Source organism: Frateuria sp. (assembly GCF_035944355.1).
GTDB lineage: Bacteria > Pseudomonadota > Gammaproteobacteria > Xanthomonadales > Rhodanobacteraceae > Frateuria_A.
Genome location: NZ_DASZBH010000003.1, coordinates 1 through 21,460, shown reverse-complemented (window position 1 = coordinate 21,460; position 21,460 = coordinate 1). Strand labels below are relative to the sequence as shown.

Genomic DNA, 21,460 nt, shown 5'->3' with positions numbered 1-21,460 from the left:
CGAAGGCCGCAAGGCATGGAAGCACCGGAGGGGTCGCGGATAACACCGCGACCCCTCTTGCATAATGGGTCGCCGAACGCGAACGAGAACGCATGCGCCAGCCAGCCACCGAACTCGCCAACGCCATGGCCGGCGCCTACCACGCCGGCGACATGGAGCGCGTCATCGCGCTGGCCACGCAAGCGGGCGACGGCGCCGACGAAGGCGCCCGCCTGCTGCTCGGCGTGGCCCAGCAGGCGACCGGCCGCTATGACCAGGCCGCGGCCACGTTTCGCCAACTGGCGCAGCGGCGGCCGGAGGTTTCCGCCTACTGGAACAACCTCGGCGTGGCCTGCCGGCTGAGCGGCGATACGGAAGCGGCCGAACAGGCCCTGTCGAAGGCGAGGTCATTGGCTCCGGAAGACCCGGAGGTGCTCTACAACCTGGGCCTGCTCTACGTCCAGCAGCGGCGCTGGCCGTCGGCGCGCGAGGTCCTGCTCGACGCGGTGGAGCAGTCGCCGGATTTCATCGAGGCCCGCCTGCAGGCCGCCTACGCCTGCTACGTCTGCGGCGACAACACGCAGCAGGAGGCGATGCTGGACGGAGCCATCGGTTGGCCCGCCCAGCCGGCCGAGCAGGCCCTGATACTGGCCGCGATGCTGTCGTCCCAGGGCGGCCTGGACGCGGCGCTGCACACGCTGGCGCAGGCACAGCTGCCCGGCGGGCCCGCGGACGAGCCCATGCGGCTGCGCATCGGCGCGCAGCGGGTGCTGCTGCGCGAGCGCAACAACCAGCTCGATGAGGCGCGGCGGGAACTGCAGCGCCTGCCGCTTGCCGCGCTCGATGCATTGCCAGGCGATGCGAACCGGGCGCGCGCGGAGGGCTGGCGCGCGCACGCGGCGCTGGCGATGCGCGCAGGCGCCTGGGCCGAAGCCGCGGCGCTGTACCGGCGCGTGCTGGCGCTGGCCGACGACGACGAAACCCGCGCCGGCGCCGGCTTCGGCCTGGCCTCGGCCTGCGACCGGCAAGGGCTGCACGCCGAAGCGTGGCAGGCTTTGCAGGCGGCGCACGCAGCGCAGCTCGAGATCGCGCGCCACGTGCTGCCGGACCTGCTGACGCCGGACAGCCAGCCATTGCAGGCGGCCGAGGTGGACCGTCAGGCGCACGCCTGCTGGAAGCCGCTGCGCGCGCCGGACAGCCGGGAGAGCCCGGTCTTCGTCGTCGGCTTCCCGCGCTCGGGCACCACCCTGCTGGAGCAGATGCTCGACGCCCATCCGGACTTCAGATCCATGGACGAGCGCGCCTTCATCCACGAGCTGACCGAGCGCATGGAGCTGGTCGGCCAGCACTATCCCGCGGACCTGGCCGGCCTGACCGAGGCCGAGGCAGGCCAGTTGCGGGCCGCCTACTTCCGGATGGTCGGGCGCGTATTGCCGGATCTGGGCCCACGCCGGCTGGTGGACAAGAATCCACTCAACATGCTGTGCCTGCCGATGATCATGCGGCTGTTCCCGCAAGCGCGCATCATCCTGTGCCTGCGCCACCCGTGCGACGTGCTGCTCAGCTGCAGCATGCAGCCGTTCCGCTCGCCGGCGTTCATGGTGCTGTGCTCCTCCCTGCAGCGCCTCGCGCGCGGTTACGTGCAGGCCTTCGAGCAGTGGCACCGGCAGGTGGAGGTGTTCGGGCCCCGGGTGCTCGAGTGGCGCTACGAATCGGTGGTCGGCGACCTCGACGGCCACCTCGCACGCCTGGGAGCGTTCCTCGAAATCGGGGATGCCTCGCCGATGGCGCGCTTCGCCGACCACGCACGGAACAAGCGCTTCATCAGCACGCCCAGCTATGCCCAGGTCACCCAGGGCATCCATCCCGGGGCGGTCGGCCGCTGGCAGGGCTACCGCGAGCAGTTCGAACCGGTGCTGCCTTTGCTGCAGCCGCTGATGGATCGCCTCGGCTACGCAACCTGAGCCGCCTGCGCCCTCGGCGCCGGGATGACTTCTGGCCTACTCGCCACGGCCGCGCACGCGGCATGCTGCCCGATCGAACCCCAAGGAGCCGCTCCCCATGCATCCACGCCTGCCCTTGTTGGCGCTTGGCATCACGCTCGGTCTCGCCGCCGGCGCACGCGCGTCTGAACCCGCTGCCGTCGAGCAGCCCAAGCTCACCGCGCAGACGCTCAAATCCGGCGGCACGATGCCGGCCGAGCAGGCGCGATTGAACTTCGACCACGCGGACCTGCACTTCACCATCGATCCGGCCAAACGACATCTCGATGGAGAGGCAATCTTGCGCTTCACCGCCCGCGAGGCGACCGGCGTGCTGCTGCTGGACCTGGACAGGAACCTGCCCATCAGACGCATCGCCGTCGACGGCAAGACGCTGGACCCGTCGGCCTGGAGCAACCCCGATGGCCGCCTGCGCATCCGGCTGCCCAAACCGCTGGCCAAGGGCGGCAGCGTCAGCACCACCATCGCCTATGGTGGCCAGCCGCACGTGGCCAAGCGCGCGCCGTGGGACGGCGGCTTCGTGTGGAGCCACACCGACGACGGCCAGCCGTGGGTGGCCAGCGCCGTCGAGGGCGAGGGCTGCGACCTGTTCTGGCCCTGCATCGACCAGCCCACCGGCAAGCCGGACCTGGTCGACACCTACGTCACCGTGCCCAAGGCGCTGGCCGCGCCGGGCAACGGCGTGCTGATCGGCATCGAGGACAACGGCGCCACGCGCACCTGGCACTGGCGCATCAAGCACCCGGACACCTACGCCATCTCGATCAACGTCGGCCCGTTCAAGGAGCTGAAGGGCAACTACGCCAGCCGCTACGGCAACACCATCCCGATGGAGCTGTGGTACCTGCCCGCGCACGAGGCCGGGGCCAGGGCGCTGTTCGGCGAGTTCCCGCGCATGCTGGACTTCTTCGAACAGGAGATCGGGCCCTATCCGTTCGGCGACGAGAAGATGGGCGTGGTCGAGACGCCGCACCTGGGGATGGAACACCAGACCCTGAACGCCTACGGCAACGGCTATCCCAAGAGCGAGTACGGCTTCGACTGGCTGCTGCAGCACGAATTCGCGCACGAGTGGTTCGGCAACCAGATGACCAACAGCAACTGGGACGACATGTGGCTGCACGAGGGCTTCGGCACCTACATGCAGCCGCTCTACGGCCAGTACCTGGTCGGTGACATGGCCTACTTCGCCATGCTGCACACCGAGCGGCTGTCGCTGTCGAACAAGGTGCCGGTGGTGTCGGGCCAGCCCAGGACCGAAGATCAGGTCTACGATGGTCAGACCGGCCCGGGCCTGGACATCTACTACAAGGGCTCGCTGGTGCTGCACACGCTGCGCGGGCTGATCGGCGACGACGCCTTCTTCGATAGCATCCGCCGGCTCGTCTATGGCCGCCCCGATCCCAAGCCCGGCAACTTCGAGCCGCGCTATGCGAGCACGCGCGAGTACATCGACATCGTCAACCGGGTCACCGGCAAGGACCTCAAGTGGTTCTTCGACGTCTACCTGTACGACGCCGCGCTGCCGAAGCTGGAAACCACGCGCCACGGTGACGTGCTCAAGTTCCACTGGGTGACCGGCCACGGCGAGCCGTTCCCGATGCCGCTGGAGGTACAGGTGGGCCACACCGTGCACACGCTGCCGATGACCGGCGGCACGGGCGAACTCACCGTGCCGGCAGGGAGCCTGCTGATCGTCGACCCGCGCTCGAAGGTGCTGCGCGACATGCCGCACGTGGAGACGTTCCGGGCGTGGAAGAAGGAGCAGGCCGAATCGCAGAAAAAGGCCGGGAAGAAGGACTGACCAGACGTGTGGCCTTTCCGGAGGCGATCCTTCGATTTCGCTGGGCTAGGCTCAGGGCGAACGGCTTCTGTGGTCGCGGTCAAGGCGAGGGTCTAAAGCTTCAGCCTTCGATCCGTTCGTACCGAGCGTAGGCGCAGCCGAAGTCGAAGCACCTCCCTCAAGCTCCAACCTCGACCCCTCTCCCTCCCGGAGAGGGTGCCGACAGGCGGGAGAGGGTTCGGACGGAGCCGGATGCCCGCTTCGCCCGAACCCTCTCCCCAACCCCTCTCCCGGTGGGAGAGGGGCTCGTTGTCCGGTTCTCCATCCACGTCGTCGCGCGGAGCGTAGGTGCGGCCGAAGTCGAGGTCGAAGCACCTCCCTCAAGCTGGCCCCCTTTCCAAAAGGGGCAAAAGAAAAGCCCGGCATCGCCGGGCTTTTTCTTTCCTTCGTGTCAGCGCGGTTGCCCGGCCGGCTTTTCCGGCGGCATCACCGCCGCGGTGGTGGAGAACTTGCCGCCGTAGGGCAGCACCTCGGCGGCCAGCTTGGGGTTGGCGCGGATCAGGCCGATCGCGTCGAACAGGATGTGCGCGGTTTCCTGCAGCTCCGGATCCTTGGCGTTCTTGGCTTCCTTCTCCTGCTTCAGCTCGCTCTTGAGGCTGCGCTCGTTGGCGTTGAGGCCATCGTCCAGCGTGGGCTCGTCCACCGACAGGCTGCCGTCGGTGCCGTCGATCGCCTTGTGCCGGGCGCGGAAGTCGGCCTGGATCGCATCCTGGCGCTTGCGCTCGGCCTGGCGAGCGGCAAGGTTGAGCGAGATGGTGGTCTGCTCGCGCATCTTCTTGTACTGGGCCAGCTCATCGAGCATCAGCTGCCAGCCCGGCGACTTGGCCACGCGTTCGTCGTGCTTGGCCTTCAGCTGCGGCAGGTAGGCGGAGAGGTCGGCGACCTTGGTGTACGGCGCGGGCTGGATCTGCGTCCAGGGCAGCGCGTTGTCGTAGGTCGATTCGCCGAAGTCCTTCTCGTCGCCGTTCTTGGGGAACAGGATGTCGGGGGTGACGCCCTTCAACTGGGTCGAACCGCCATTGATGCGGAAGAACTCGGCGATGGTCATCTTGAGCTCGCCGTACTGCGGCTTCTCGCTGTCGCCCTGGGCGAAGCGGTCCAGGTCCACCAGGTTCTGCACGGTGCCCTTGCCGAAGGTGGGCTCGCCGACGATCAGGCCGCGGCCGTAGTCCTGGATCGCGGCGGAGAAGATCTCCGAGGCCGAGGCCGAGCCGCGGTTGACCAGCACCGCCATCGGGCCGCTCCAGGCCATGCCGGGCTGGTCGTCGCCCTGCACCTCGACCTGGCCGCGCGCATCGCGCACCTGCACCACCGGACCGGTGTCGATGAACAGGCCAGTGAGCTCGTTGGCCTCGGCCAGCGAACCGCCGCCGTTGTTGCGCAGGTCCATCACCACGCCCTGCACGCCTTCGGCCTTCAGCTCGGCGAGCAGCTTGGCGACGTCGCGGGTGGCGCTCTTGAAGTTCTTGTCGCCCTCGCGGCGCGCGCCGAAGTCGGAGTAGAAGGTCGGCAGGTCGATGATGCCGATCTTGCGGCTGACGTCGCCGTCCTTGATCTCGATCACCTTCTTCTTGGCCGCCTGTTCCTCGATGCTGACCTTCTTGCGCACCATGGTGACCAGCTCGTGCTTGCCATCCAGGCCGGCGTCGGCGGGCAGGATCTCCAGCCGCACGGTGGTGTCCTTCTTGCCGCGGATCTTGTCGACCACGTCGTCCAGGCGCCAGCCGATCACGTCGGTCATCGGACCATCGGTGCCCTGCCCGATCGCCACGATGCGGTCGCCCACGTGGATCTTGCCGGACTTGTCCGCCGGCCCGCCAGGCACGATCTCGCGGATCTGCGTGTACTCGTCGCGCGCCTGCAGCACCGCGCCGATGCCCTCCAGCGAGAGCTTCATGGCGATGTCGAAATTCTGCGCCGCGCGGGGCCCGAGGTAATCGGTGTGCGGGTCGGTGGTCTCGGCGTAGGCGTTCATGAAGGTCTGGAACGCATCTTCGCCGTCGAGCTGGCGCACCCGCTCGATGTAGCCGGCGTAGCGCTTGTCCAGCGTCTTGCGGATGTCCTCGTCGCTCTTGCCGGCGAGCTTCAGGCGCAGCCAGTCGTTCTTGGTGCGCTTGCGCCACAGGTCGTCCAGCGCGGCCTGGTCGGCGGGCCAGTCGGCCTTCTTGCGGTCGTAGGCGTAGCTCTCGTCCTTGGTGAGGTCGAAGCCCTTCTTCAAGAGCCCGCGCGCGTAGGTCATGCGCTCGATCGCATGCTGCACGTAGAGGTTGAACACCGAGAACGGACCGGACAGGTCCTTGTTCCAGATCGCGTCGTCGAACTTCGTTTTCAGCGGCTCGAAGCGCGCCATGTCCTGCTGCGTGAAGAACACCTTCTCGCCGTCGAGCATGTCGAAGTAGGCCTTGTAGATCTTGGCCGACATCGCGTCGTCGAGCGGTTTGGCATCGTAATGGAAGCGGGTGAGGAAGCGCGCGGACAGCTGCGCGGCATCGGCCTGGGTCGGCGTGGCTTTCAGCGGCAGCTTGGAGGCCGCATGCTCCTCGTCCCCGTGCACGGCGGGCGCCTGCGCGTGGGCGATCGGCAGGACGAGGGCGAGCAGCAGGGCGAGCGTGGGACGCAGTGTCATGGATTGTCTCAGGCGAGCTCAGTAACGCCGGCTGCATGGGCCTGCAGGTCGGCATGGTAGGAGGAACGCACCAGCGGGCCGGAAGCGACGTGATGGAAGCCCATCGCCTCGCCGGCCACGCGCAGCGCGTCGAATTCTTCGGGAGTCCAGTAGCGCACGACCGGGTGATGGTGCGGCGTGGGCTGCAGGTACTGGCCGATGGTGATCATGTCCACGTCATGGGCGCGTAGATCGCGCAGGGTCTCGATGACCTGGTCGTAGGTCTCGCCCAGGCCTAGCATGATGCCGGACTTGGTCGGCACCTGCGGGTGCTGCGCCTTGAAGCGCTTGAGCAGGTCCAGCGACCACTGGTAGTCGGCGCCGGGGCGCACCTCGCGGTACAGGTGCGGCACGGTTTCCAGGTTGTGGTTGAACACGTCCGGCGGGAAATCCTTGAGCACCTCCAGCGCGCGCTCCATGCGGCCCTTGCCGCGGAAGTCGGGCGTGAGGATCTCGATCTTGATGTCGGGGCTGGCGTGGCGCGTGGCGCGGATGCAGGAAGCGAAATGCTCGGCGCCGCCGTCGCGCAGGTCGTCGCGGTCGACCGAGGTGATCACCACGTAGCGCAGACGCATATCGGCAATCGTCTGCGCCAGGCGCGCCGGCTCCAGCGGGTCGGGCGGCTGCGGACGGCCATGCGCCACGTCGCAGAACGAGCAGCGGCGCGTGCACACCTCGCCCAGGATCATGAAGGTGGCGGTGCCCTTGGAGAAGCACTCGTGGATGTTCGGGCAGCTGGCTTCCTCGCACACGGTCACCAGCGCGTTCTCGCGCAGCCGCGCCTTCAGTTCCTGCACGGCGTTGCCTTGCGGCAGGCGCACGCGGATCCACGAGGGCTTGCGCAGGGTCGGCACGCTGGTGTCGAAGCTGGCGCGGTTGCGGGCGATCTTGTCGTTGCCGATCTGTTTCTCGACCACCGCCGCGTCGGCGTTGACCACGCTGATCGGGATCACCCTGGAGGACGTTTCACTCATCTGCGACTACCTGGACCGCGGTGCGCGCGGGGAGTTCGGGGAGGACGGGAGCGGCCGGCACCGCGTGGAAGCCGAACTGGCGGCAGAACTCATCCACCAGCACGTCCTCGACTTGCGCCAACTGCGACGGGCCGCCCAAGTCTAGCACTTGCGTGACCGCCAAACCCTTGTAGCCACAAGGGTTGATGCGGCCGAACGGCTCCAGGTCCATGGCTACGTTGAAAGCCAGCCCGTGGAAGCTGCAGCCGCGGCGCACGCGCAGGCCCAGGGCGGCCACCTTGGCGCCTGCCGCGTAGACGCCCGGCGCGCCCTCCACGCGCCCGGCATCGATCGACCAGTGCGCCAGCGTATCGATCAGCGCCTGCTCGATGCGGTGGACGAGCTCGCGCACGCCCACGCCCGTGCGGCGCAGGTCGATCAGCGGGTAGCCGACGATCTGGCCGGGGCCGTGGTAGGTCACCTGGCCGCCGCGGTCGACCGGGATCAGCGGGATGTCGCCGGGCGCCAGCACGTGCTCCATCTTGCCGGCCTGGCCCAGGGTGAACACCGGGTCGTGCTCCAGCAGCCACAGCTCGTCGGGGGTGTCCGGCCCGCGCGCGTCGGTGAAGGCGCTCATCGCCTTCCAGGTGCGCTCGTAGGGCTGGCGGCCGAGGCGGCGGATGAGGAGCGGGCGGGAGTCGGGAGGCACGGTGCGCTACCTGGGGAAATGGCAAGCAGATGAGGCGAGCGGGTCGGATTGCAAGCTGCGGCTTTGGAGCCCTCCCACCTCCGGGGAGAAGGTCTGGCGAGGGGCCGGGGCTCGCGGCGAACCCGGCTGCTGGTGAGGTTCAGACAAGCTCGCCCCTCATCCAGGCCTCTGCCCATCTTGATTAATGACGTGGAGAGGGGGCCAGAAGCTCAGAGCGTGTAGCGGATGGCCGGGTCGGCGCGCAGCGCCGCGTGCGCCTGGTCGTACTGCTCGCGGGTTTCGCAGCGGAAGCTCACCGTCACCGAGACGAACTTGCCTTCCCGCGAGGCGCGCTGGCTGACCGTCTCGTGCAGTACATGCAGGCCGACCCCTTCGAGGACGGCCGGCACGTGCCTGGGCAGGTCCGCGCCGGCGTCGCCCAGCGCGGTGATCTCGAATTCACCGGGGAACTGGAAGCCCTTGCCTTCCTTCTTCGCCTGGCTGAAATCGATCTCGTGCATCACTTCTTGTCCGCGGCAGGGGCCGTGGCCGCGGCGTCATCCTTCTTGCCGCCATGGAACCACAGCAGGATCGAATCCCACAGGCGCTTGAAGAAGCCGCCCTGCGGGGCCTCGTCCAGGGCCACCAGCGCCACCGTCTGCAGCGGCTGGTTGTCCAGCGTCACGCGCAGCGTGCCCACCTGCTGGCCCTTCTTGAACGGCGCGACGAGGGTGGCAGGGATGTCCATCGTCGCCTTGAGCTTGTCGTACTGGCCGCGCTTGACGGTCACCTCCAGCGGCTGGGCGATGCCGATCGGCAGGGTGTTGTTCTCGCCCTTCCACAGCCTGGGCGTGGCCAACGGCTTGCCCGCGTCGTAGAGCTTGTGCGTCTCGTAGAAGCGGAAGCCGTAATTGAGCAGCGCCATCGCCGAGTCGGCGCGGGCCTTCTCCGAACTCGCGCCCATCACGATGGCGATCATGCGCGAGTCGCCCTGCTTGGCCGATGCCGCCAGGCAGTAGCCGGCCGCAGCGGTGTGGCCGGTCTTGATGCCGTCCACGCTGGGATCGCGCCACAGGAGCGTGTTGCGGTTGCCCTGCTTGATGCCGTTCCACTCGAACTGCTTGATCGCCGAGATCGCGTAGTCCTCCGGAAAATCATGGATCAGCGCGCGCGAAAGAAGCGCGATGTCCTGCGCAGTGGTGTAGTGGTTCGCGATCGGGTAGCCCGAGGCGTTCTCGAAGTGGCTGTGGGTCATGCCCAGCTGCTTGGCGTAGGCATTCATCAGGTTGGCGAACGCCTCCTCGGAGCCGGCGGTGTGCTCGGCCAGCGCGATCGCCGCGTCGTTGCCCGACTGGATGATCATGCCGTAGAGCAGGTCCTTGAGCGGCACCTGGCTGTTGAGCTTGAGGAAGCTGGTGGAACCGTCGGTGCTGGCGCCGCCGCCGCGCCAGGCGCGCTCGCTGATGGTGACCGGATCGGTCATCTTGATCCGGCCGTTGCCGAGCTCGGCCGAGACCACGTAGTCGGTCATGATCTTGGTGATCGACGCCGGCTCGACCTGCAACTCCGGGTCCTTGCTGGCGAGGATCTGGCCGGTGGTGTAGTCCATCAGCACCCAGCTCTTGCCGTCCACGTCCGGCGGCGGCGGCACCGGCGCCTCGGGCACGACCGGCCGCGGCACGGGCGAGGGCCTCGGTGGCGTCTGCTGCGCGAAGGCGGCGCCGGCGACCAGCGCGGCGGCGGCTAAGGAAGCAAGGGTACGGCGGAAAAAGCTCATCTTCGGTATCAATCCATCTCTAGTTGCCGGCGCCCCGCGCGCCAGCACGAAAAAAGCATCGCTCAGTCTACCGCGACCTGCGGCCGGGGAAGGCCGAGCCGCTCGATCTGGGCGGTGACCTGGTCGGCGCGCTCGACGTCTTCCAGCGGCCCGACACGCACGCGGCGGATGCTGCGGCCGTTCACCTGCGCATCGATCACCTGCACCGGCGCCAGCCTGGCCGAGCGCAGTTGCTGCGCGACGCGGTCGGCGTTGGCCAGGTCCGCGAACGCCCCCACCTGCAGCCAGATCGTCGGACGGGCACCGCCCTGTGGGACCGCCGCAGGCGCCGCCAGTTCCATCGGTGGAGCTGCCGCATCGTCCGGATGTGCCGGATCGATCGCGCGCACCTCGACCAGCCCGGTGCCCTTGGGCCACACGCCGATCTTGACCGCCGCGGCATAGGACAGGTCGATCAGCCGGTTCTCGTGGAACGGCCCGCGGTCGTTGATGCGCACGATCACGCTCTTGCCGTTGGCGAGGTTGGTCACTCGCGCGTAGCTGGGCAGCGGCAGCGTCTTGTGCGCGGCGCTGAAGGCGTACATGTCGTAGTCCTCCAGGCTGGAGGTCTTGTAGCCGTGGAACTTGGCGCCGTAGAAGGAGGCGATGCCGCGCTCGTCGTAACCGCGCGCGCTCGGCAGCACGCGATAGGTCTGGCCGAGCACCGTGTAGGGCGACTTGTTGCCGTACAGCGAACGCGGCTCGATTTTTGGAACCGGTTCGGGAATTCGGCTGACGTCGATCGGCGGCGGTACGCTGTCCTTGCCGTCGCGGTAGCGGCTGCCCTGCGAGCGGCTGAGGTCGTCGACGAAGCCGCCGCTGGCCCGACCCTCGCCGCGCGCACCCGCGCCATGCGAGCTCCGCGGCCGCGAGCCGGCGCAACCGGCCAGCGCCAGGGCGAACAGCAGCAGGACGCCGGTGCGCCAGCTCATGGCACCGCGTCGGCCGAGCGCACCCCGGCGGCGATCGCCTGGGCCAGCTGGTGGACCGCCAGCGCGTAGAGCGGGCTCTTGTTGTAGCGCGTGATCACGTAGAAGTTCTGGAAGGTGAACCAGTACTCCGGGCCATCGCCGCCCTGGAGCGCCTGCAGGCTCGCCAGCCGGCCCGGGTCCAGGTGTTCCACCGGCGCATAGCCCCAGGCCTCGAGCTGCTCCAGTGGCCAGCGCGGCTGCGCGTCGGCCACCTCCAGCGCACGCGGCGCAGCGTCCGGCTGCGCCCTGGCCGCCACCGGGCCGCCGCGCTCCCAGCCGTGCCCGGCGAAATAGTTGGCCACGCTGGCCAAAATGTCCGGCAGCGACCTGGTCAGGTCGATATGGCCGTCATGGTCGGCATCCACGCCGAAGTCGCGGATGCTCGAGGGCATGAACTGGCCCCAGCCCTGCGCGCCGGCGTAGGAGCCGGTAAGCGTGTCCAGCGGCCCGGCCAGGTGGTTGTCCGGCAGCTCCAGCAGCACTTTGAGCTGCTCGCGGAAGAACTTCGCCCGCGGCGGGTAGTACAGGCCCAGCGTGACCAGCGCATCGAGCACTTTGTACTTGCCGGTGTTGCGACCGTAGAAGGTCTCCACGCCCAGGATCGCCACGATGTACTCGGGCGCCACGCCGTATTGGTCCGCGATGCGCTCGAGCAAGACGCGGTGCGCGCGGTAGAACGCCACGCCTTCGTCGATGCGCTTGGGCGTGATGAAGATCGGCCGGTAGTCCTTCCAGGGCTTGGCCTCGGCCGGGCGCGCGATCGCGTCCAGGATGGACTGCTGCATCTGCGCGCGCCCGAGCAGCGCATCGAGCCGGGCCGGGCTCTTGCCGGTGTCCCGCGCCACCTCGCGCACCAGTTCGGCCTGGCCCGGATGCACGGTCGCCGGCTGCGCGTGCATCGGCGCGGCAGCGATCAACAGCAGGGCGGCGAGCGCGCCTGGCAGGCGCCAACGGGGGAAGGACATGGAGTGCGCTGCGCGGGTCGACATCGCAGCCAAGCCTATCATGCGCAACCGCGCCATCCAGGGCCGGACGCGGGCGCCGGCATGGCACTGCTCAGTCATGCATCTTGCGGTTGGCGTGGATCGACATCAGCACGCCGAAACCGCTCAACAAGCTCACCGCCGAGGTGCCGCCGTAGCTCACGAACGGCAGCGGCACACCCACCACGGGGAGCATGCCGGCGATCATGCCACCGTTGACGAACACATAGACGAAGAAACTCATGCCGATCGCGCCGGCGAGCAGGCGCGAATAGGTGTCGCGCGCCTCCATCGCGATCCACAGGCAGCGGCCGATGATGAAGGCGTAAAGCGCCAGCAGCAGGCACACGCCGACCAGGCCGAACTCCTCGGAGAACACCGCGAAGATGAAGTCGGTGGTGTGCTCGGGCAGGAACTCCAGCCGCGACTGCGTGCCGTGCATCCAGCCCTTGCCGAAGACGCCGCCGGAGCCCACCGCGATCTGCGACTGGATGATGTGCCAGCCGTTGCCCAGCGGGTCGGACTCGGGATTGAGCAGGGTCAGCACGCGGTCGCGCTGGTACTGGTGCATGAAATGCCAGCCCACCGGCACCATCGCCCCCGCCGCGCCGAGCAGCAGGCCGATGCGCCACCACGCCACGCCGGAGAGGAACAGCGCGAACGCGCCGGCCGCCGACACCAGCAGCGCGGTGCCCAGGTCCGGCTGCTTGGCGATCAGCGCCGCCGGAACCGCGATCAGCGCACCGACCACCGCCATGTCCTTCCAGCTCGGCGGCAGCTGACGCGGATGCAGGTACCAGGCCACCATCATCGGCATGGTGAGCTTGAGCAGCTCGGAGGGCTGGAAGCGCATGATCTTCAGGTCCAGCCAGCGATTCGCGCCGCGCCCCTCGCCCAGGATCGCCACCACCACCAGCAGCACGGTGCTGCCGGCGTAGAGCCACGGCGTCCAGCTGCGCAGCACGGTAGGCGGGATGCGCGAGATCAGCAGCAGCAGCGCGGCGCCCAGTACGAAGCGCGCGGCCTGGCCACCGACCAGCCCGAGGTCGCCGCCGCCGGCGCTGTAGAGCGTGACCAGGCCGACGCAGGCAAGCACGAACAGGCCGCAGGCCAGCGGCAGGTCGATCCGCGGCCGGGTCAGGATGCGGCGCAGGAAGCGGCGGGCGCGGGCTTTGATAGCCTCGATCATGGGATGGCCTCGCTGCTGGACTGGGCGGGCAGGTCCTCGACCGGCGCGCTGCCGGACGGCGCCGGACCCGTCTGCGCGGAAGCCGCTGCAGTGGGCGCGCCGCCCTGCGTGGCCAGCCAGGCCTCGAACACCTTGCGCACGATCGGCCCCGAATCCTGCGCGCCCCAGGCGCCGGCTTCGAGCAGGGCGACCGCGGCGATCTTCGGATCGTCCGCCGGCGTATAGGCCTCGAACCAGGCGCGGTGGCGGCTGGCCAGGTAGGCGTTGTTCTTGTTGGTGTCGTAGGCCGAGGTGGTGCGTGAGAAGCGCTCGGCGGTGCCGCTCTTGCCGGCGACCACCAGCGGGAAGCCGATGAACTGCTTGGCGCCGGTGCCCCCGGTGATCACCGCTTCCATGCCTTGCTTGATCACGTCCAGGTCCTTCGGATTGCTCACCAGCGATGGCCCGGTCGGGGGATTGGGCAGCATCTGGCGCGGCGCCTCGACGTTGTCCTGGGTGGCCATCACCACCCGCGGCGCGCGCGGCACGCCCAGCCCGGCGATGATCGACAAAGCGTGGTCCAGCTGCAGCGGCGTCACCGCCCAGTAGCCCTGGCCGATGCCGGCGATGATGGTCTCGCCCGGGAACCAGGGCTGGCGCGAGTTGGCCATCTTCCATTCGCGCGAGGGCAGCACGCCGACCTGTTCGCCGTCGAGGTCGATGCCGGTCTTCTGGCCGAAGCCGAAGCGGCCCATCCAGTTGCTCAGCCGGTCTATCCCCAGGTCCAGCGCCAGCTTGTAGAAGTAGGTGTTGGTCGACTTCTCGATCGCACGCACCATGTTCACCACGCCGTCGCCGCCACGCGTGTCGTCGCGGTAGCAGCGCGATTGGCCGGGCAGGCAGAACTCGCCGGTGGAGAGCACCGTGTCCTCCGGCCTGCGCACGCCGTACTCCAGGCCGCCCAGCGCCAGGAACGGCTTGACGGTGGAGCCGGGCGGGTACACGCCGCGCAGCGCACGGTTGTACAGCGGCTTGTCCGGCGCGGTGGTGAGCGCCTTGTAGTCGGCGCTGCCGATGCCGTTGACGAACAGGTTGGGGTCGAAGCTGGGCACGCTGACCATCGCCAGCACCTGGCCGTTGCGCGGGTCGATCGCCACCGCCGCGCCCGGACGCCCGTCGAACGCCGCGGTCGCCGCCTTCTGCAGGCGCACGTCGATCGAGAGGTAGAGGTTCTTGCCGGGAACCGGCGGGTGCGTCTCCAGCACGCGCTGGGTGCGCCCGTCGGCGTTGACCTCGACCAGCGCGTAGCCGGGCGTGCCGTGCAGCACGTCCTCGTAGGAACGCTCGATGCCGCTGCGGCCGACGTGGCTGGTGCCCTGGTAGCGGTTGGGATCGAGCCGCTTCAAGTCGTCCGCGTCGATGCGTCCCACATAGCCGATCACGTGCGCGAACAGCTCGCCGTAGGGGTAATGGCGGGTGAGGTAGGGCACCACGTCCACGCCGGGGAAACGCCAGCGGTTGATCGCGAATCGGGCGATGTCGTCCTCGGACAGGTGCATCTTCAGCGGCACGCTCTCGAAGCGGCGGCTCTGCTTGAGCTGCTTCTTGAACGCGGCGATGTCGTCCTCGTCCAGCGGCACCACGGCGCCGATCTGCCTGAGCATCGCCTGCATGTCCGGCACCTGCTCGGGCACCACTTCGAGCCGGAAGGCCGGCACGTTGTCCGCGAGCAGCACGCCGTTGCGGTCGTAGATCAGGCCGCGCGCGGGCGGGATCACCTTGGGCTTGACGCGGTTGTTCTCCGAACGGGTCACGAACTCGTCGTGGCGCTGAACCTGCAGGTAGAAGAAGCGCCCGGACAGCGCGATCAGGCACAGTACGATCAACGCGAAACCGACCAGCGAGCGCCGCTGGAACAGCGCCGCCTCGCCGCGGGGATCCTTCAGTGTGCGCCGCTTCTTCATCTCATTGCAGGCGCAGGCGCATGCGCAGGTCGTCCAGCAGCAGGAACACGAACGGCCACAGCGCCGCGCCGACGAATGGCGAGATCCACCAGCTGGCCGGCGGCAGCGGGTCGCCGGCGAACACGCGCACGATGGTCAGCAGGATGCGGTCGTTGACCAGCAGCGCCAGCACCGCGAGGGTCTGCTGCCACATCGGGAAGAAGCGCAGGCGCGAGCGGAAGCGCAGCGCGATGAACACCAGCGCGGTCAGGCGCAGCGCCTGCTCGCCCAGCAGCACGCCATCGAGCAGGTCGGCGGCAAGCCCCATCGCGAAGGCCAGACCCAGCGTCACGCGGTCGCCCGATTCCAGCGACCAGTACAGCAGCACCAGCGCTGGCCAGTACGGCTTGAAGGGCGCGAGCACGTCCGGCAGCGGCACCAGCATCGAGAACAGCGCGAACACCAGCGTGCCGATGAACCACCAGGTGCCGAGGCGTTGGCGGTTCATGGCCTGCCTCCCGTGAAATGGCGCGGCGGCGTGGCCGCACTGCGCGCACTCGCAGGCGCAAGGTCGGACGGCGGCCCCATCGGCGTCACCGGCTCCGGCGGGCCGGCCGGCTCGGCCTGGTCGTGCAGCAGCAGCACGTCCTCGCTGCGGTTGATGTCCGCACTGGGCTGGGCCTGCGCTTCGAGGAACATGCCGGTGGGCGCCGGCGCCACGCGCGTGATCGCGCCGACCGGGAAGCCCGGCGGAAAGCGCCCGCCCAGGCCGGAGGTCAGCAGCCGGTCGCCGACCTGCACGTCGGCCGCCATCGGGATCGTGGGCAGCACCAGGCGGTCGCCCTCGCGCGAACCGTAGGCGATGACGCGCAGGCCGGTGCGCTCGACGGTCACGGGCAAGGCATTGTTCGGGTCGGTGATGAGCATGACCACCGAGGTGGTGGGGAGCGTCTGGATGACCTGACCCATCACGCCCCGCGCATCGATCACCGGCTGGCCCGGCCTCACGCCGTCACGCGCGCCCACGTTGATCAACAGGCGGTGGCGGTACGCGCCCAGGTCCACGCCCACCACGCGCGCCAGCTGCACGTTGAGGTCGAGGCTGCGCTGCGTATCGAGCAATTCCTTCAGGTGCTCGTTCTGTTCGGCCACCGCGGCCATGCGATTGAGCTTGGCATTGGCCAGCAACAGGTCCTCGCGCAGGCGCTGGTTCTGCTCGGTCAGTCGCTGGCGGTCGGCGAAGGCCACCGAGAGCGTGCGCATGCCTTCCACCGGCAGCCCGGCAAGCCGGTACACCGGCTCGACCGCCACGGCGGCGCCGTAGCGGATGCGCCACATCCAGCCGTTGCGATGGTCCAGCACCATCAGCACCATCGCCAGCGCGAGGTAGCCGATCAGCCGCAGCGTGCCGGTCGAGCCGGCGAACAGGGGCGAGGCGTCCTTGTTCATGAAGACCGTCTGGCCGCCGGGTGGTAGCTGGCGAACGCACGCGGGGCGGCACTGATGCCCTCGACGGATCGCCGCGGACCGCGGCGGCGTGCGGCCGGGATGGTGTCCACGTCAAGCAGCACGGCAAGCGTCTGGCAATGGTCGGCGTACGCCCGCTCGACCTCGCCGGCGGCGCCACGGCCCGCCGGCACAAGCCCGAGTTCCTGGCGCGAAGCCGGCTCCGCGGCCCCCTCCGGATCGGCGTACCCGTGTGCGGACGCCGCGTTCGACGTGTTCCGATGCAAGCGCGAGGTGGCCCCGGTGGCGAGGATGTGCGCCATCCGCAGACCATAGCCTTCTGTCAGTTCGACCTGCATGCTGCATCCGTCGTGGGAGTGGCCCTGCGTTGCCTGACCCTCGCAGCCGGCGCCGCTGCGGTCGCCGGGCAGATCCTCGTGCAGACCCGTCTTATTCCGGCGCGAAGAAATCGCTGCCGTGCTGGTCGATCAGCTCCAGCGCCTTGCCGCCGCCGCGCGCCACGCAGGTAAGCGGGTCGTCGGCCACCTGCACGTGCAGGCCAGTCTCCTCCGAGATCAGCCGGTCCAGATCACGCAGCAATGCGCCGCCGCCGGTGAGCACGATGCCGCGCTCGGCCACGTCCGAGCACAGCTCCGGCGGAGTCTGCTCCAGCGCCGACTTGACCGCGGCCACGATGCCCGACAGCGGCTCGTGCAGCGCCTCCAGCACCTCGTTGGAATTGATCGTGAACATGCGCGGCACGCCCTCGGCCAGGTTGCGCCCGGAGATCTCGATCTCCTTGACGTTGGCCTGCGGGAAGGCGCAGCCGATCTCGATCTTGATGCGCTCGGCGGTGGATTCGCCGATCAGCGTGCCGTGGTTGCGGCGTACGTAGTTGATGATCGCCTCGTCGAAACGGTCGCCGCCCACGCGCACCGACTGCGAGTAGACGATGCCGTTGAGCGAGATCACCGCGACCTCGGAAGTGCCGCCGCCGATGTCCAGCACCATCGCGCCGCGCGCCTCGTGCACCGGGATGCCGGCGCCGATCGCGGCGGCCATCGGCTCCTCGATCAGGAACACGTCGCGGGCGCCGGCGCCTTCGGCCGACTCCTTGATGGCGCGGCGCTCGACCTGGGTCGAACCGCAGGGCACGCACACCAGCACGCGCGGGCTGGGCCGCAGCATGCGCGACTTGTGCACCTGCTTGATGAAGTGCTGCAGCATCGCCTCGGTCATGGTGAAGTCGGCGATGACGCCGTCCTTCATGGGACGCACGGTGGCGATGTTGCCCGGCGTGCGGCCGAGCATGCGCTTGGCGTCCCCGCCGACCGCGGCTACCGCGCGAGGACCGCCCGGGCCGCGATCCTGGCGAATCGCCACTACCGACGGCTCGTTGAGGATGATGCCCTGCCCACGCACGTAGATCAGCGTGTTGGCGGTGCCGAGGTCGATGGAGATGTCGTTGGAAAAGATGCCGCGGAACTTCTTGAACATGAGGCCTGGCACGCCGTCTGCAGGAGAAAAAGTAAGCGCGTCAGTCTAGTGAGCAGGCCCCACCCACGCAAGCGTGAAGAAGTTAAGAAAGCCTTGCAGAACGCGATGATGCGCGCATTTCCTGAGTCGAGCCGCGGCTTCGGAATGCAACTTCCTGTCGCCTTGGGCGAGAGCTCGAGTTACGATTGCCCGGTTTGTCGGACGATTGCCGTCCGCGTTTGCCGATCGGGGTTGCTTCCAACATGTCAGCCGTCATCTGCGGTTCGCTGGCCTACGACACCATCATGGTGTTCCCGGACCAGTTCAAGAACCACATCCTGCCGGACAAGGTCCACATCCTTAACGTGTCCTTCCTGGTGCCACAGATGCGCCGCGAGTTCGGCGGTTGCGCGGGCAACATCGCCTACAACCTGAAGCTGTTGGGCGGCGATCCGCTGCCGATGGCGACGGTCGGACAGGACTTCGGCCCCTACCGCGAGCACCTGATCCGCTGCGGCATCCGTCTCGAGGGCGTGCGCGTGTTCGAGGACCAGTTCACGCCGCAGTGCTTCATCACGACGGACCTGGACAACAACCAGATCACCGCTTTCCATCCGGGCGCGATGTCCAGCTCGCACCACAACCACGTCGGCGACGTGGGCGACGCCAAATTCGGCATCGTGGCGCCGGACGGGCGCGAGGCCATGCTGCAGCACACGGACGACTTCGCCGCCCGCGGCGTGCCCTTCATCTTCGATCCTGGCCAGGCGATGCCGCTGTTCAACGGCGACGAATTCCGCTCGATGATCGGCAAGGCCAACTACGTCATCGTCAACGACTACGAATCGCAGCTGCTGCAGCAGCGCACCGGCTGGAGCGCGGAGGAGATCGCCAGCCGCACGCAGGCCTACATCGTCACGCTGGGGCCGCGTGGTTCGCTGATCCATACCGGCGGCCAGGTGATCGAGATTCCAGCGGCGCGCGAGCGCCAGGTGATCGATCCGACGGGCTGCGGCGACGCCTACCGCGCAGGCCTGATCTTCGGCATCATGCGGGGCTACGACTGGCCGACGACCGGGCGCATGGCGTCGCTGATGGGCGCATTGAAGGTCGAGCACCCCGGTACGCAGAACCAGCGCTTCAGCTACGACGAGTTCGCCGACGCATTCCGCGACCAGTTCGGCTACGCGCTCTAGTCCCTGCCGGCGCGGTGCAACCGCCATGCGCCGCAAGTGATCACGCACAGCAGCACCAGCCACGGCAGCGCGATCGCCCAGGGCAACCGGCGCTGCTGAAGCCAGGCCGTGACCAGCGCGGCCAGGCCGTAGGTCGCGTAGACCGCAGCCTGAACGCGGCCGACCGGGAGATCTTTCGCCGGTGTGCGCTCGACCCGTCCGGCAACCCACTCGGTCAGCGTGCCGGTGATGACGGTGGTCCAAACGCCCGCCAGGTGCACCTGGCGCACCGCTGCGCTCTGCATACCCATCACCATGCCAAGCAGGATGATCAAGCCGCGCACCTGCGGCTCCGGAATGGCCGTGTGCGCGTTCCAGGCGAGGGCAAGCGCAGCCGCGCCAAGCAGCGCCGCTTCCAGCACCAGCACACGATTTACCTTCGTGTTCCAGCCGGCTCTCTGCCCGCGCAGCAGACCCGTACCCGTTGCGACGCCTACGACGAAGCCCAGCACGGCCAGCAACGAGCGCAACGTCCGGCCCAGGTTGCCGGCACCCAGCGCCATCGCAAGCAGCACGGTGTTGCCCGTCATGTTCCCGGTAAACACATGTCCGAGCGCCAGGTAGCTGATGGCATCCAGGCTTCCACCCACCCAGGCCAGCGCCGGCAGCGACCACGCCAGCCAGTGTGCATCGGTATGCTCCATGGAACACCTCCGCCGGCAAGCTAGCTGGGTCGAGGTGAAGCCCGGGGCGGTTCGACGTCCCCCCGCTTTCAGTAGCGGTCGGGTTTAGAGTCCGGGGTTGATCGTATCTGTGTTTGCCAAGTGCTGTGCATAGGCCGCTGGCGTCATCCCGCTTAGGGCCGCCTTCGGTCTCTCTTCGTTGTATTCGCGCCGCCAGGTCTCGATCACGGCACGGGCATGCAGCAGGTGGGTGAACCAGTGCTCGTTGAGGCACTCGTCGCGTAGCCGGCCGTTGAAGGATTCGACGTAAGCGTTCTGGTTGGGCTTGCCCGGCTCAATCAGGCGTAGCTGCACGCCGCGCTCGTGCGCCCAGGTCACCATCGCCCGGCCGCAGAACTCCTTGCCGTTGTCGGTCCGGATGACGCTGGGCAGGCCGCGACTAAGCGCCAGACGATCAAGCACGCGGGTGAGCATGTGGCCGGAGATCGCCCGCTCGACCTCGATCGCCACCGCCTCATGGGTGGCATCGTCGACGATCGTCAGGCACTTGATCACCCGCCCCTCGGCCGTGCGATCGAAGACGAAGTCCATCGACCAGACCTCGTTGGCCGCCAAGGGCCGCAACAGCGGCTGACGTTCGCCCACCGGCACCTTCTTGCGCTTGCGCCGCCGCACCTGCAGCTTCGCTTCCTGGTACAGCCGCTCCACGCGCTTGTAGTTCACGAGCAACCCTTCCTGTCTGAGCTTGAGGTAGATCATCCCGACGCCGTAGCGCTTGTGCCGGTGCGCCAGCGCCAGGATGCGCTCGCACAGCCCGACGTTGCGATCCGGGCGCGGTGCATAGCGCAAAGCGCTGGCACTCATGCGCATGACGGCCAGCGAGCGCCGCTCGCTTAAGCCCCGATCGATCAGGTGCCGCACCAGCCCACGACGGGCCGGCGCAGTCACCACTTTTTTCGCAGGGCGTCCTTGATGACCTCGTTCTCCAGGACCTGCTCGGCCAGCAGCTTCTTCAGCCGGCCGTTCTCCGTCTCCAGCTCCTTCAGGCGCTTGGCATCCGGCACGCTCATGCCGCCGAACTTGCTACGCCACAGGTAGTAGGAGGCCTCGCTGAAGCCGTGCTTGCGGCACAGGTCCTTCACCGCCATGCCGGCTTCCGCCTCACGCAGGAAGCCGATGATCTGCTCTTCGGAAAAGCGCTTCTTCACGTCCAATCTCCTTCGGATGGGGGATTGGACTCCAAACCTCGGCGCTACTCAAAGGCGGGGGGACGTCGGGTTCACAGCAACCAGCGGTCCGCCATGACCGTGGTGAGTCCCATGTACGACAAGGCGCGCCCTTGGTAAGTGGTCTGCATGCGAATCACGGAAGTGTCGGCGGACAGGCCATGCACGGCCGGAATGAAACCTGGCGCCCAGTGCGCACCACTGAGCGCATGACGGCGTCAGGTGTTCCGCAGCGAGATCGAGTCACTGGCAAGGTGGAACGCAAAAGAAAAAACCCCCACCGGAATCGGTGAGGGTTTTTAGGATAAAGCCCCTGGCGGTGACCTACTCTTGCATGGACAAGCCACACTACCATCGGCGCAGCTGCGTTTCACTTCCGAGTTCGGGATGGGATCGGGTGGGACCACAGCGCTATGGCCGCCAGGGAAGGGGTAGAAGCGGC

General features: G+C 68.2%; 18 protein-coding genes and 1 rRNA gene. 3 read left to right on the top strand and 16 right to left on the bottom strand.

The features are described 5' to 3' along the window. The first annotated feature begins 92 nt into the window (after positions 1 to 92). Together VGU03_RS01060 and VGU03_RS01055 are read left to right on the top strand one after the other, a co-directional pair. Complete coding sequence (locus VGU03_RS01060; protein ID WP_327477869.1) at positions 93 to 1,943, top strand: sulfotransferase; 1,851 nt, start codon at positions 93 to 95, stop codon at positions 1,941 to 1,943. Between the two features lie 97 nt (positions 1,944 to 2,040). Continuing rightward, the gene (locus VGU03_RS01055) at positions 2,041 to 3,786 is read left to right on the top strand and encodes a M1 family metallopeptidase (RefSeq protein WP_327477867.1); all 1,746 of its coding nucleotides are present in this window, start codon (positions 2,041 to 2,043) and stop codon (positions 3,784 to 3,786) included. A gap of 430 nt (positions 3,787 to 4,216) precedes the next feature. On the opposite strand, the gene VGU03_RS01050 is transcribed toward VGU03_RS01055, so the two are convergent. The 13 genes from VGU03_RS01050 to VGU03_RS00990 all read right to left on the bottom strand — a co-directional run bounded on the left by VGU03_RS01050 (position 4,217) and on the right by VGU03_RS00990 (position 17,955). Continuing rightward, complete coding sequence (locus VGU03_RS01050) at positions 4,217 to 6,451, bottom strand: carboxy terminal-processing peptidase (RefSeq protein WP_327477865.1); 2,235 nt, start codon at positions 6,449 to 6,451, stop codon at positions 4,217 to 4,219. 8 nt (positions 6,452 to 6,459) lie between these two features. Next, entirely contained in the window at positions 6,460 to 7,464 is a 1,005-nt protein-coding gene (lipA, locus tag VGU03_RS01045) for a lipoyl synthase (protein WP_327477864.1), read from the bottom strand. Continuing rightward, complete coding sequence (gene lipB / locus VGU03_RS01040; protein ID WP_327477862.1) at positions 7,457 to 8,152, bottom strand: lipoyl(octanoyl) transferase LipB; 696 nt, start codon at positions 8,150 to 8,152, stop codon at positions 7,457 to 7,459. Before lipB ends, lipA begins: the two co-directional genes overlap by 8 nt. Positions 8,153 to 8,361: 209 nt before the next feature. Beyond that, positions 8,362 to 8,652 (bottom strand): YbeD family protein, encoded by a 291-nt coding sequence (locus VGU03_RS01035; protein WP_327477860.1) that lies wholly within the window; start codon positions 8,650 to 8,652, stop codon positions 8,362 to 8,364. Further along, positions 8,652 to 9,908 (bottom strand): D-alanyl-D-alanine carboxypeptidase family protein, encoded by a 1,257-nt coding sequence (locus VGU03_RS01030; RefSeq protein ID WP_327477858.1) that lies wholly within the window; start codon positions 9,906 to 9,908, stop codon positions 8,652 to 8,654. Before VGU03_RS01030 ends, VGU03_RS01035 begins: the two co-directional genes overlap by 1 nt. A 62-nt stretch (positions 9,909 to 9,970) precedes the next feature. Continuing rightward, complete coding sequence (locus VGU03_RS01025; RefSeq protein WP_327477856.1) at positions 9,971 to 10,879, bottom strand: septal ring lytic transglycosylase RlpA family protein; 909 nt, start codon at positions 10,877 to 10,879, stop codon at positions 9,971 to 9,973. After that, complete coding sequence (gene mltB / locus VGU03_RS01020) at positions 10,876 to 11,883, bottom strand: lytic murein transglycosylase B (protein ID WP_327477854.1); 1,008 nt, start codon at positions 11,881 to 11,883, stop codon at positions 10,876 to 10,878. Before mltB ends, VGU03_RS01025 begins: the two co-directional genes overlap by 4 nt. Before the next feature lie 91 nt (positions 11,884 to 11,974). Next, a complete protein-coding gene (gene rodA / locus VGU03_RS01015) occupies positions 11,975 to 13,090 on the bottom strand; it encodes a rod shape-determining protein RodA (protein WP_327477853.1) in 1,116 nt (371 codons plus the stop codon). Beyond that, positions 13,087 to 15,033: a penicillin-binding protein 2 gene (mrdA, locus tag VGU03_RS01010; protein ID WP_327477851.1), complete on the bottom strand. Its 1,947-nt coding sequence runs from the start codon at positions 15,031 to 15,033 to the stop codon at positions 13,087 to 13,089. Before mrdA ends, rodA begins: the two co-directional genes overlap by 4 nt. Position 15,034: 1 nt before the next feature. Continuing rightward, positions 15,035 to 15,520 (bottom strand): rod shape-determining protein MreD, encoded by a 486-nt coding sequence (gene mreD / locus VGU03_RS01005; protein WP_327477850.1) that lies wholly within the window; start codon positions 15,518 to 15,520, stop codon positions 15,035 to 15,037. Continuing rightward, positions 15,517 to 16,461 (bottom strand): rod shape-determining protein MreC, encoded by a 945-nt coding sequence (gene mreC / locus VGU03_RS01000; RefSeq protein ID WP_327477849.1) that lies wholly within the window; start codon positions 16,459 to 16,461, stop codon positions 15,517 to 15,519. Before mreC ends, mreD begins: the two co-directional genes overlap by 4 nt. Further along, positions 16,458 to 16,817 carry a hypothetical protein gene (locus VGU03_RS00995; protein ID WP_327477848.1) on the bottom strand — a complete coding sequence of 120 codons (360 nt, stop codon included), beginning with the start codon at positions 16,815 to 16,817 and terminating at the stop codon, positions 16,458 to 16,460. The genes mreC and VGU03_RS00995 overlap by 4 nt, the downstream gene beginning before the upstream one ends. 91 nt (positions 16,818 to 16,908) lie before the next feature. After that, positions 16,909 to 17,955 carry a rod shape-determining protein gene (locus tag VGU03_RS00990; protein ID WP_327472256.1) on the bottom strand — a complete coding sequence of 349 codons (1,047 nt, stop codon included), beginning with the start codon at positions 17,953 to 17,955 and terminating at the stop codon, positions 16,909 to 16,911. A gap of 242 nt (positions 17,956 to 18,197) precedes the next feature. Here VGU03_RS00990 and VGU03_RS00985 point away from each other — a divergent pair, with 242 nt between their 5' ends. Continuing rightward, a complete protein-coding gene (locus tag VGU03_RS00985) occupies positions 18,198 to 19,130 on the top strand; it encodes a carbohydrate kinase family protein (protein WP_327477847.1) in 933 nt (310 codons plus the stop codon). Here VGU03_RS00985 and VGU03_RS00980 read toward each other — a convergent pair. The 3 genes from VGU03_RS00980 to rrf form a co-directional block, all read right to left on the bottom strand. Continuing rightward, positions 19,127 to 19,813, bottom strand: a complete 687-nt coding sequence (locus tag VGU03_RS00980) for a YoaK family protein (RefSeq protein WP_327477846.1) — start codon at positions 19,811 to 19,813, stop codon at positions 19,127 to 19,129. The genes VGU03_RS00985 and VGU03_RS00980 overlap by 4 nt on opposite strands. Positions 19,814 to 19,897: 84 nt before the next feature. Continuing rightward, positions 19,898 to 20,940 (bottom strand): IS3 family transposase gene (locus VGU03_RS00975; RefSeq protein WP_414655920.1). Its coding sequence is split into 2 segments (ribosomal slippage): positions 19,898 to 20,754 and positions 20,754 to 20,940, totalling 1,044 coding nucleotides; the frame shifts between segments, so codons are not numbered across the junction. Between the two features lie 389 nt (positions 20,941 to 21,329). Beyond that, positions 21,330 to 21,443: ribosomal RNA gene (rrf, locus tag VGU03_RS00970) — 5S ribosomal RNA — on the bottom strand. Positions 21,444 to 21,460 lie beyond the last annotated feature (17 nt).

Coding starts and splice junctions, on each gene's coding strand:
- VGU03_RS01030 (WP_327477858.1), bottom strand. CDS start 9,908: ATGAGCTTTTTCCGCCGTACCCTTGCTTCCTTAGCCGCCGCCGCGCTG.
- lipA (WP_327477864.1), bottom strand. CDS start 7,464: ATGAGTGAAACGTCCTCCAGGGTGATCCCGATCAGCGTGGTCAACGCC.
- VGU03_RS01060 (WP_327477869.1), top strand. CDS start 93: ATGCGCCAGCCAGCCACCGAACTCGCCAACGCCATGGCCGGCGCCTAC.
- VGU03_RS00995 (WP_327477848.1), bottom strand. CDS start 16,817: ATGCAGGTCGAACTGACAGAAGGCTATGGTCTGCGGATGGCGCACATC.
- mltB (WP_327477854.1), bottom strand. CDS start 11,883: ATGTCCTTCCCCCGTTGGCGCCTGCCAGGCGCGCTCGCCGCCCTGCTG.
- VGU03_RS00980 (WP_327477846.1), bottom strand. CDS start 19,813: ATGGAGCATACCGATGCACACTGGCTGGCGTGGTCGCTGCCGGCGCTG.
- mrdA (WP_327477851.1), bottom strand. CDS start 15,033: ATGAAGAAGCGGCGCACACTGAAGGATCCCCGCGGCGAGGCGGCGCTG.
- mreC (WP_327477849.1), bottom strand. CDS start 16,461: ATGAACAAGGACGCCTCGCCCCTGTTCGCCGGCTCGACCGGCACGCTG.
- VGU03_RS01025 (WP_327477856.1), bottom strand. CDS start 10,879: ATGAGCTGGCGCACCGGCGTCCTGCTGCTGTTCGCCCTGGCGCTGGCC.
- mreD (WP_327477850.1), bottom strand. CDS start 15,520: ATGAACCGCCAACGCCTCGGCACCTGGTGGTTCATCGGCACGCTGGTG.
- VGU03_RS01050 (WP_327477865.1), bottom strand. CDS start 6,451: ATGACACTGCGTCCCACGCTCGCCCTGCTGCTCGCCCTCGTCCTGCCG.
- rodA (WP_327477853.1), bottom strand. CDS start 13,090: ATGATCGAGGCTATCAAAGCCCGCGCCCGCCGCTTCCTGCGCCGCATC.
- VGU03_RS01035 (WP_327477860.1), bottom strand. CDS start 8,652: ATGCACGAGATCGATTTCAGCCAGGCGAAGAAGGAAGGCAAGGGCTTC.
- VGU03_RS00990 (WP_327472256.1), bottom strand. CDS start 17,955: ATGTTCAAGAAGTTCCGCGGCATCTTTTCCAACGACATCTCCATCGAC.
- VGU03_RS01055 (WP_327477867.1), top strand. CDS start 2,041: ATGCATCCACGCCTGCCCTTGTTGGCGCTTGGCATCACGCTCGGTCTC.
- VGU03_RS00985 (WP_327477847.1), top strand. CDS start 18,198: ATGTCAGCCGTCATCTGCGGTTCGCTGGCCTACGACACCATCATGGTG.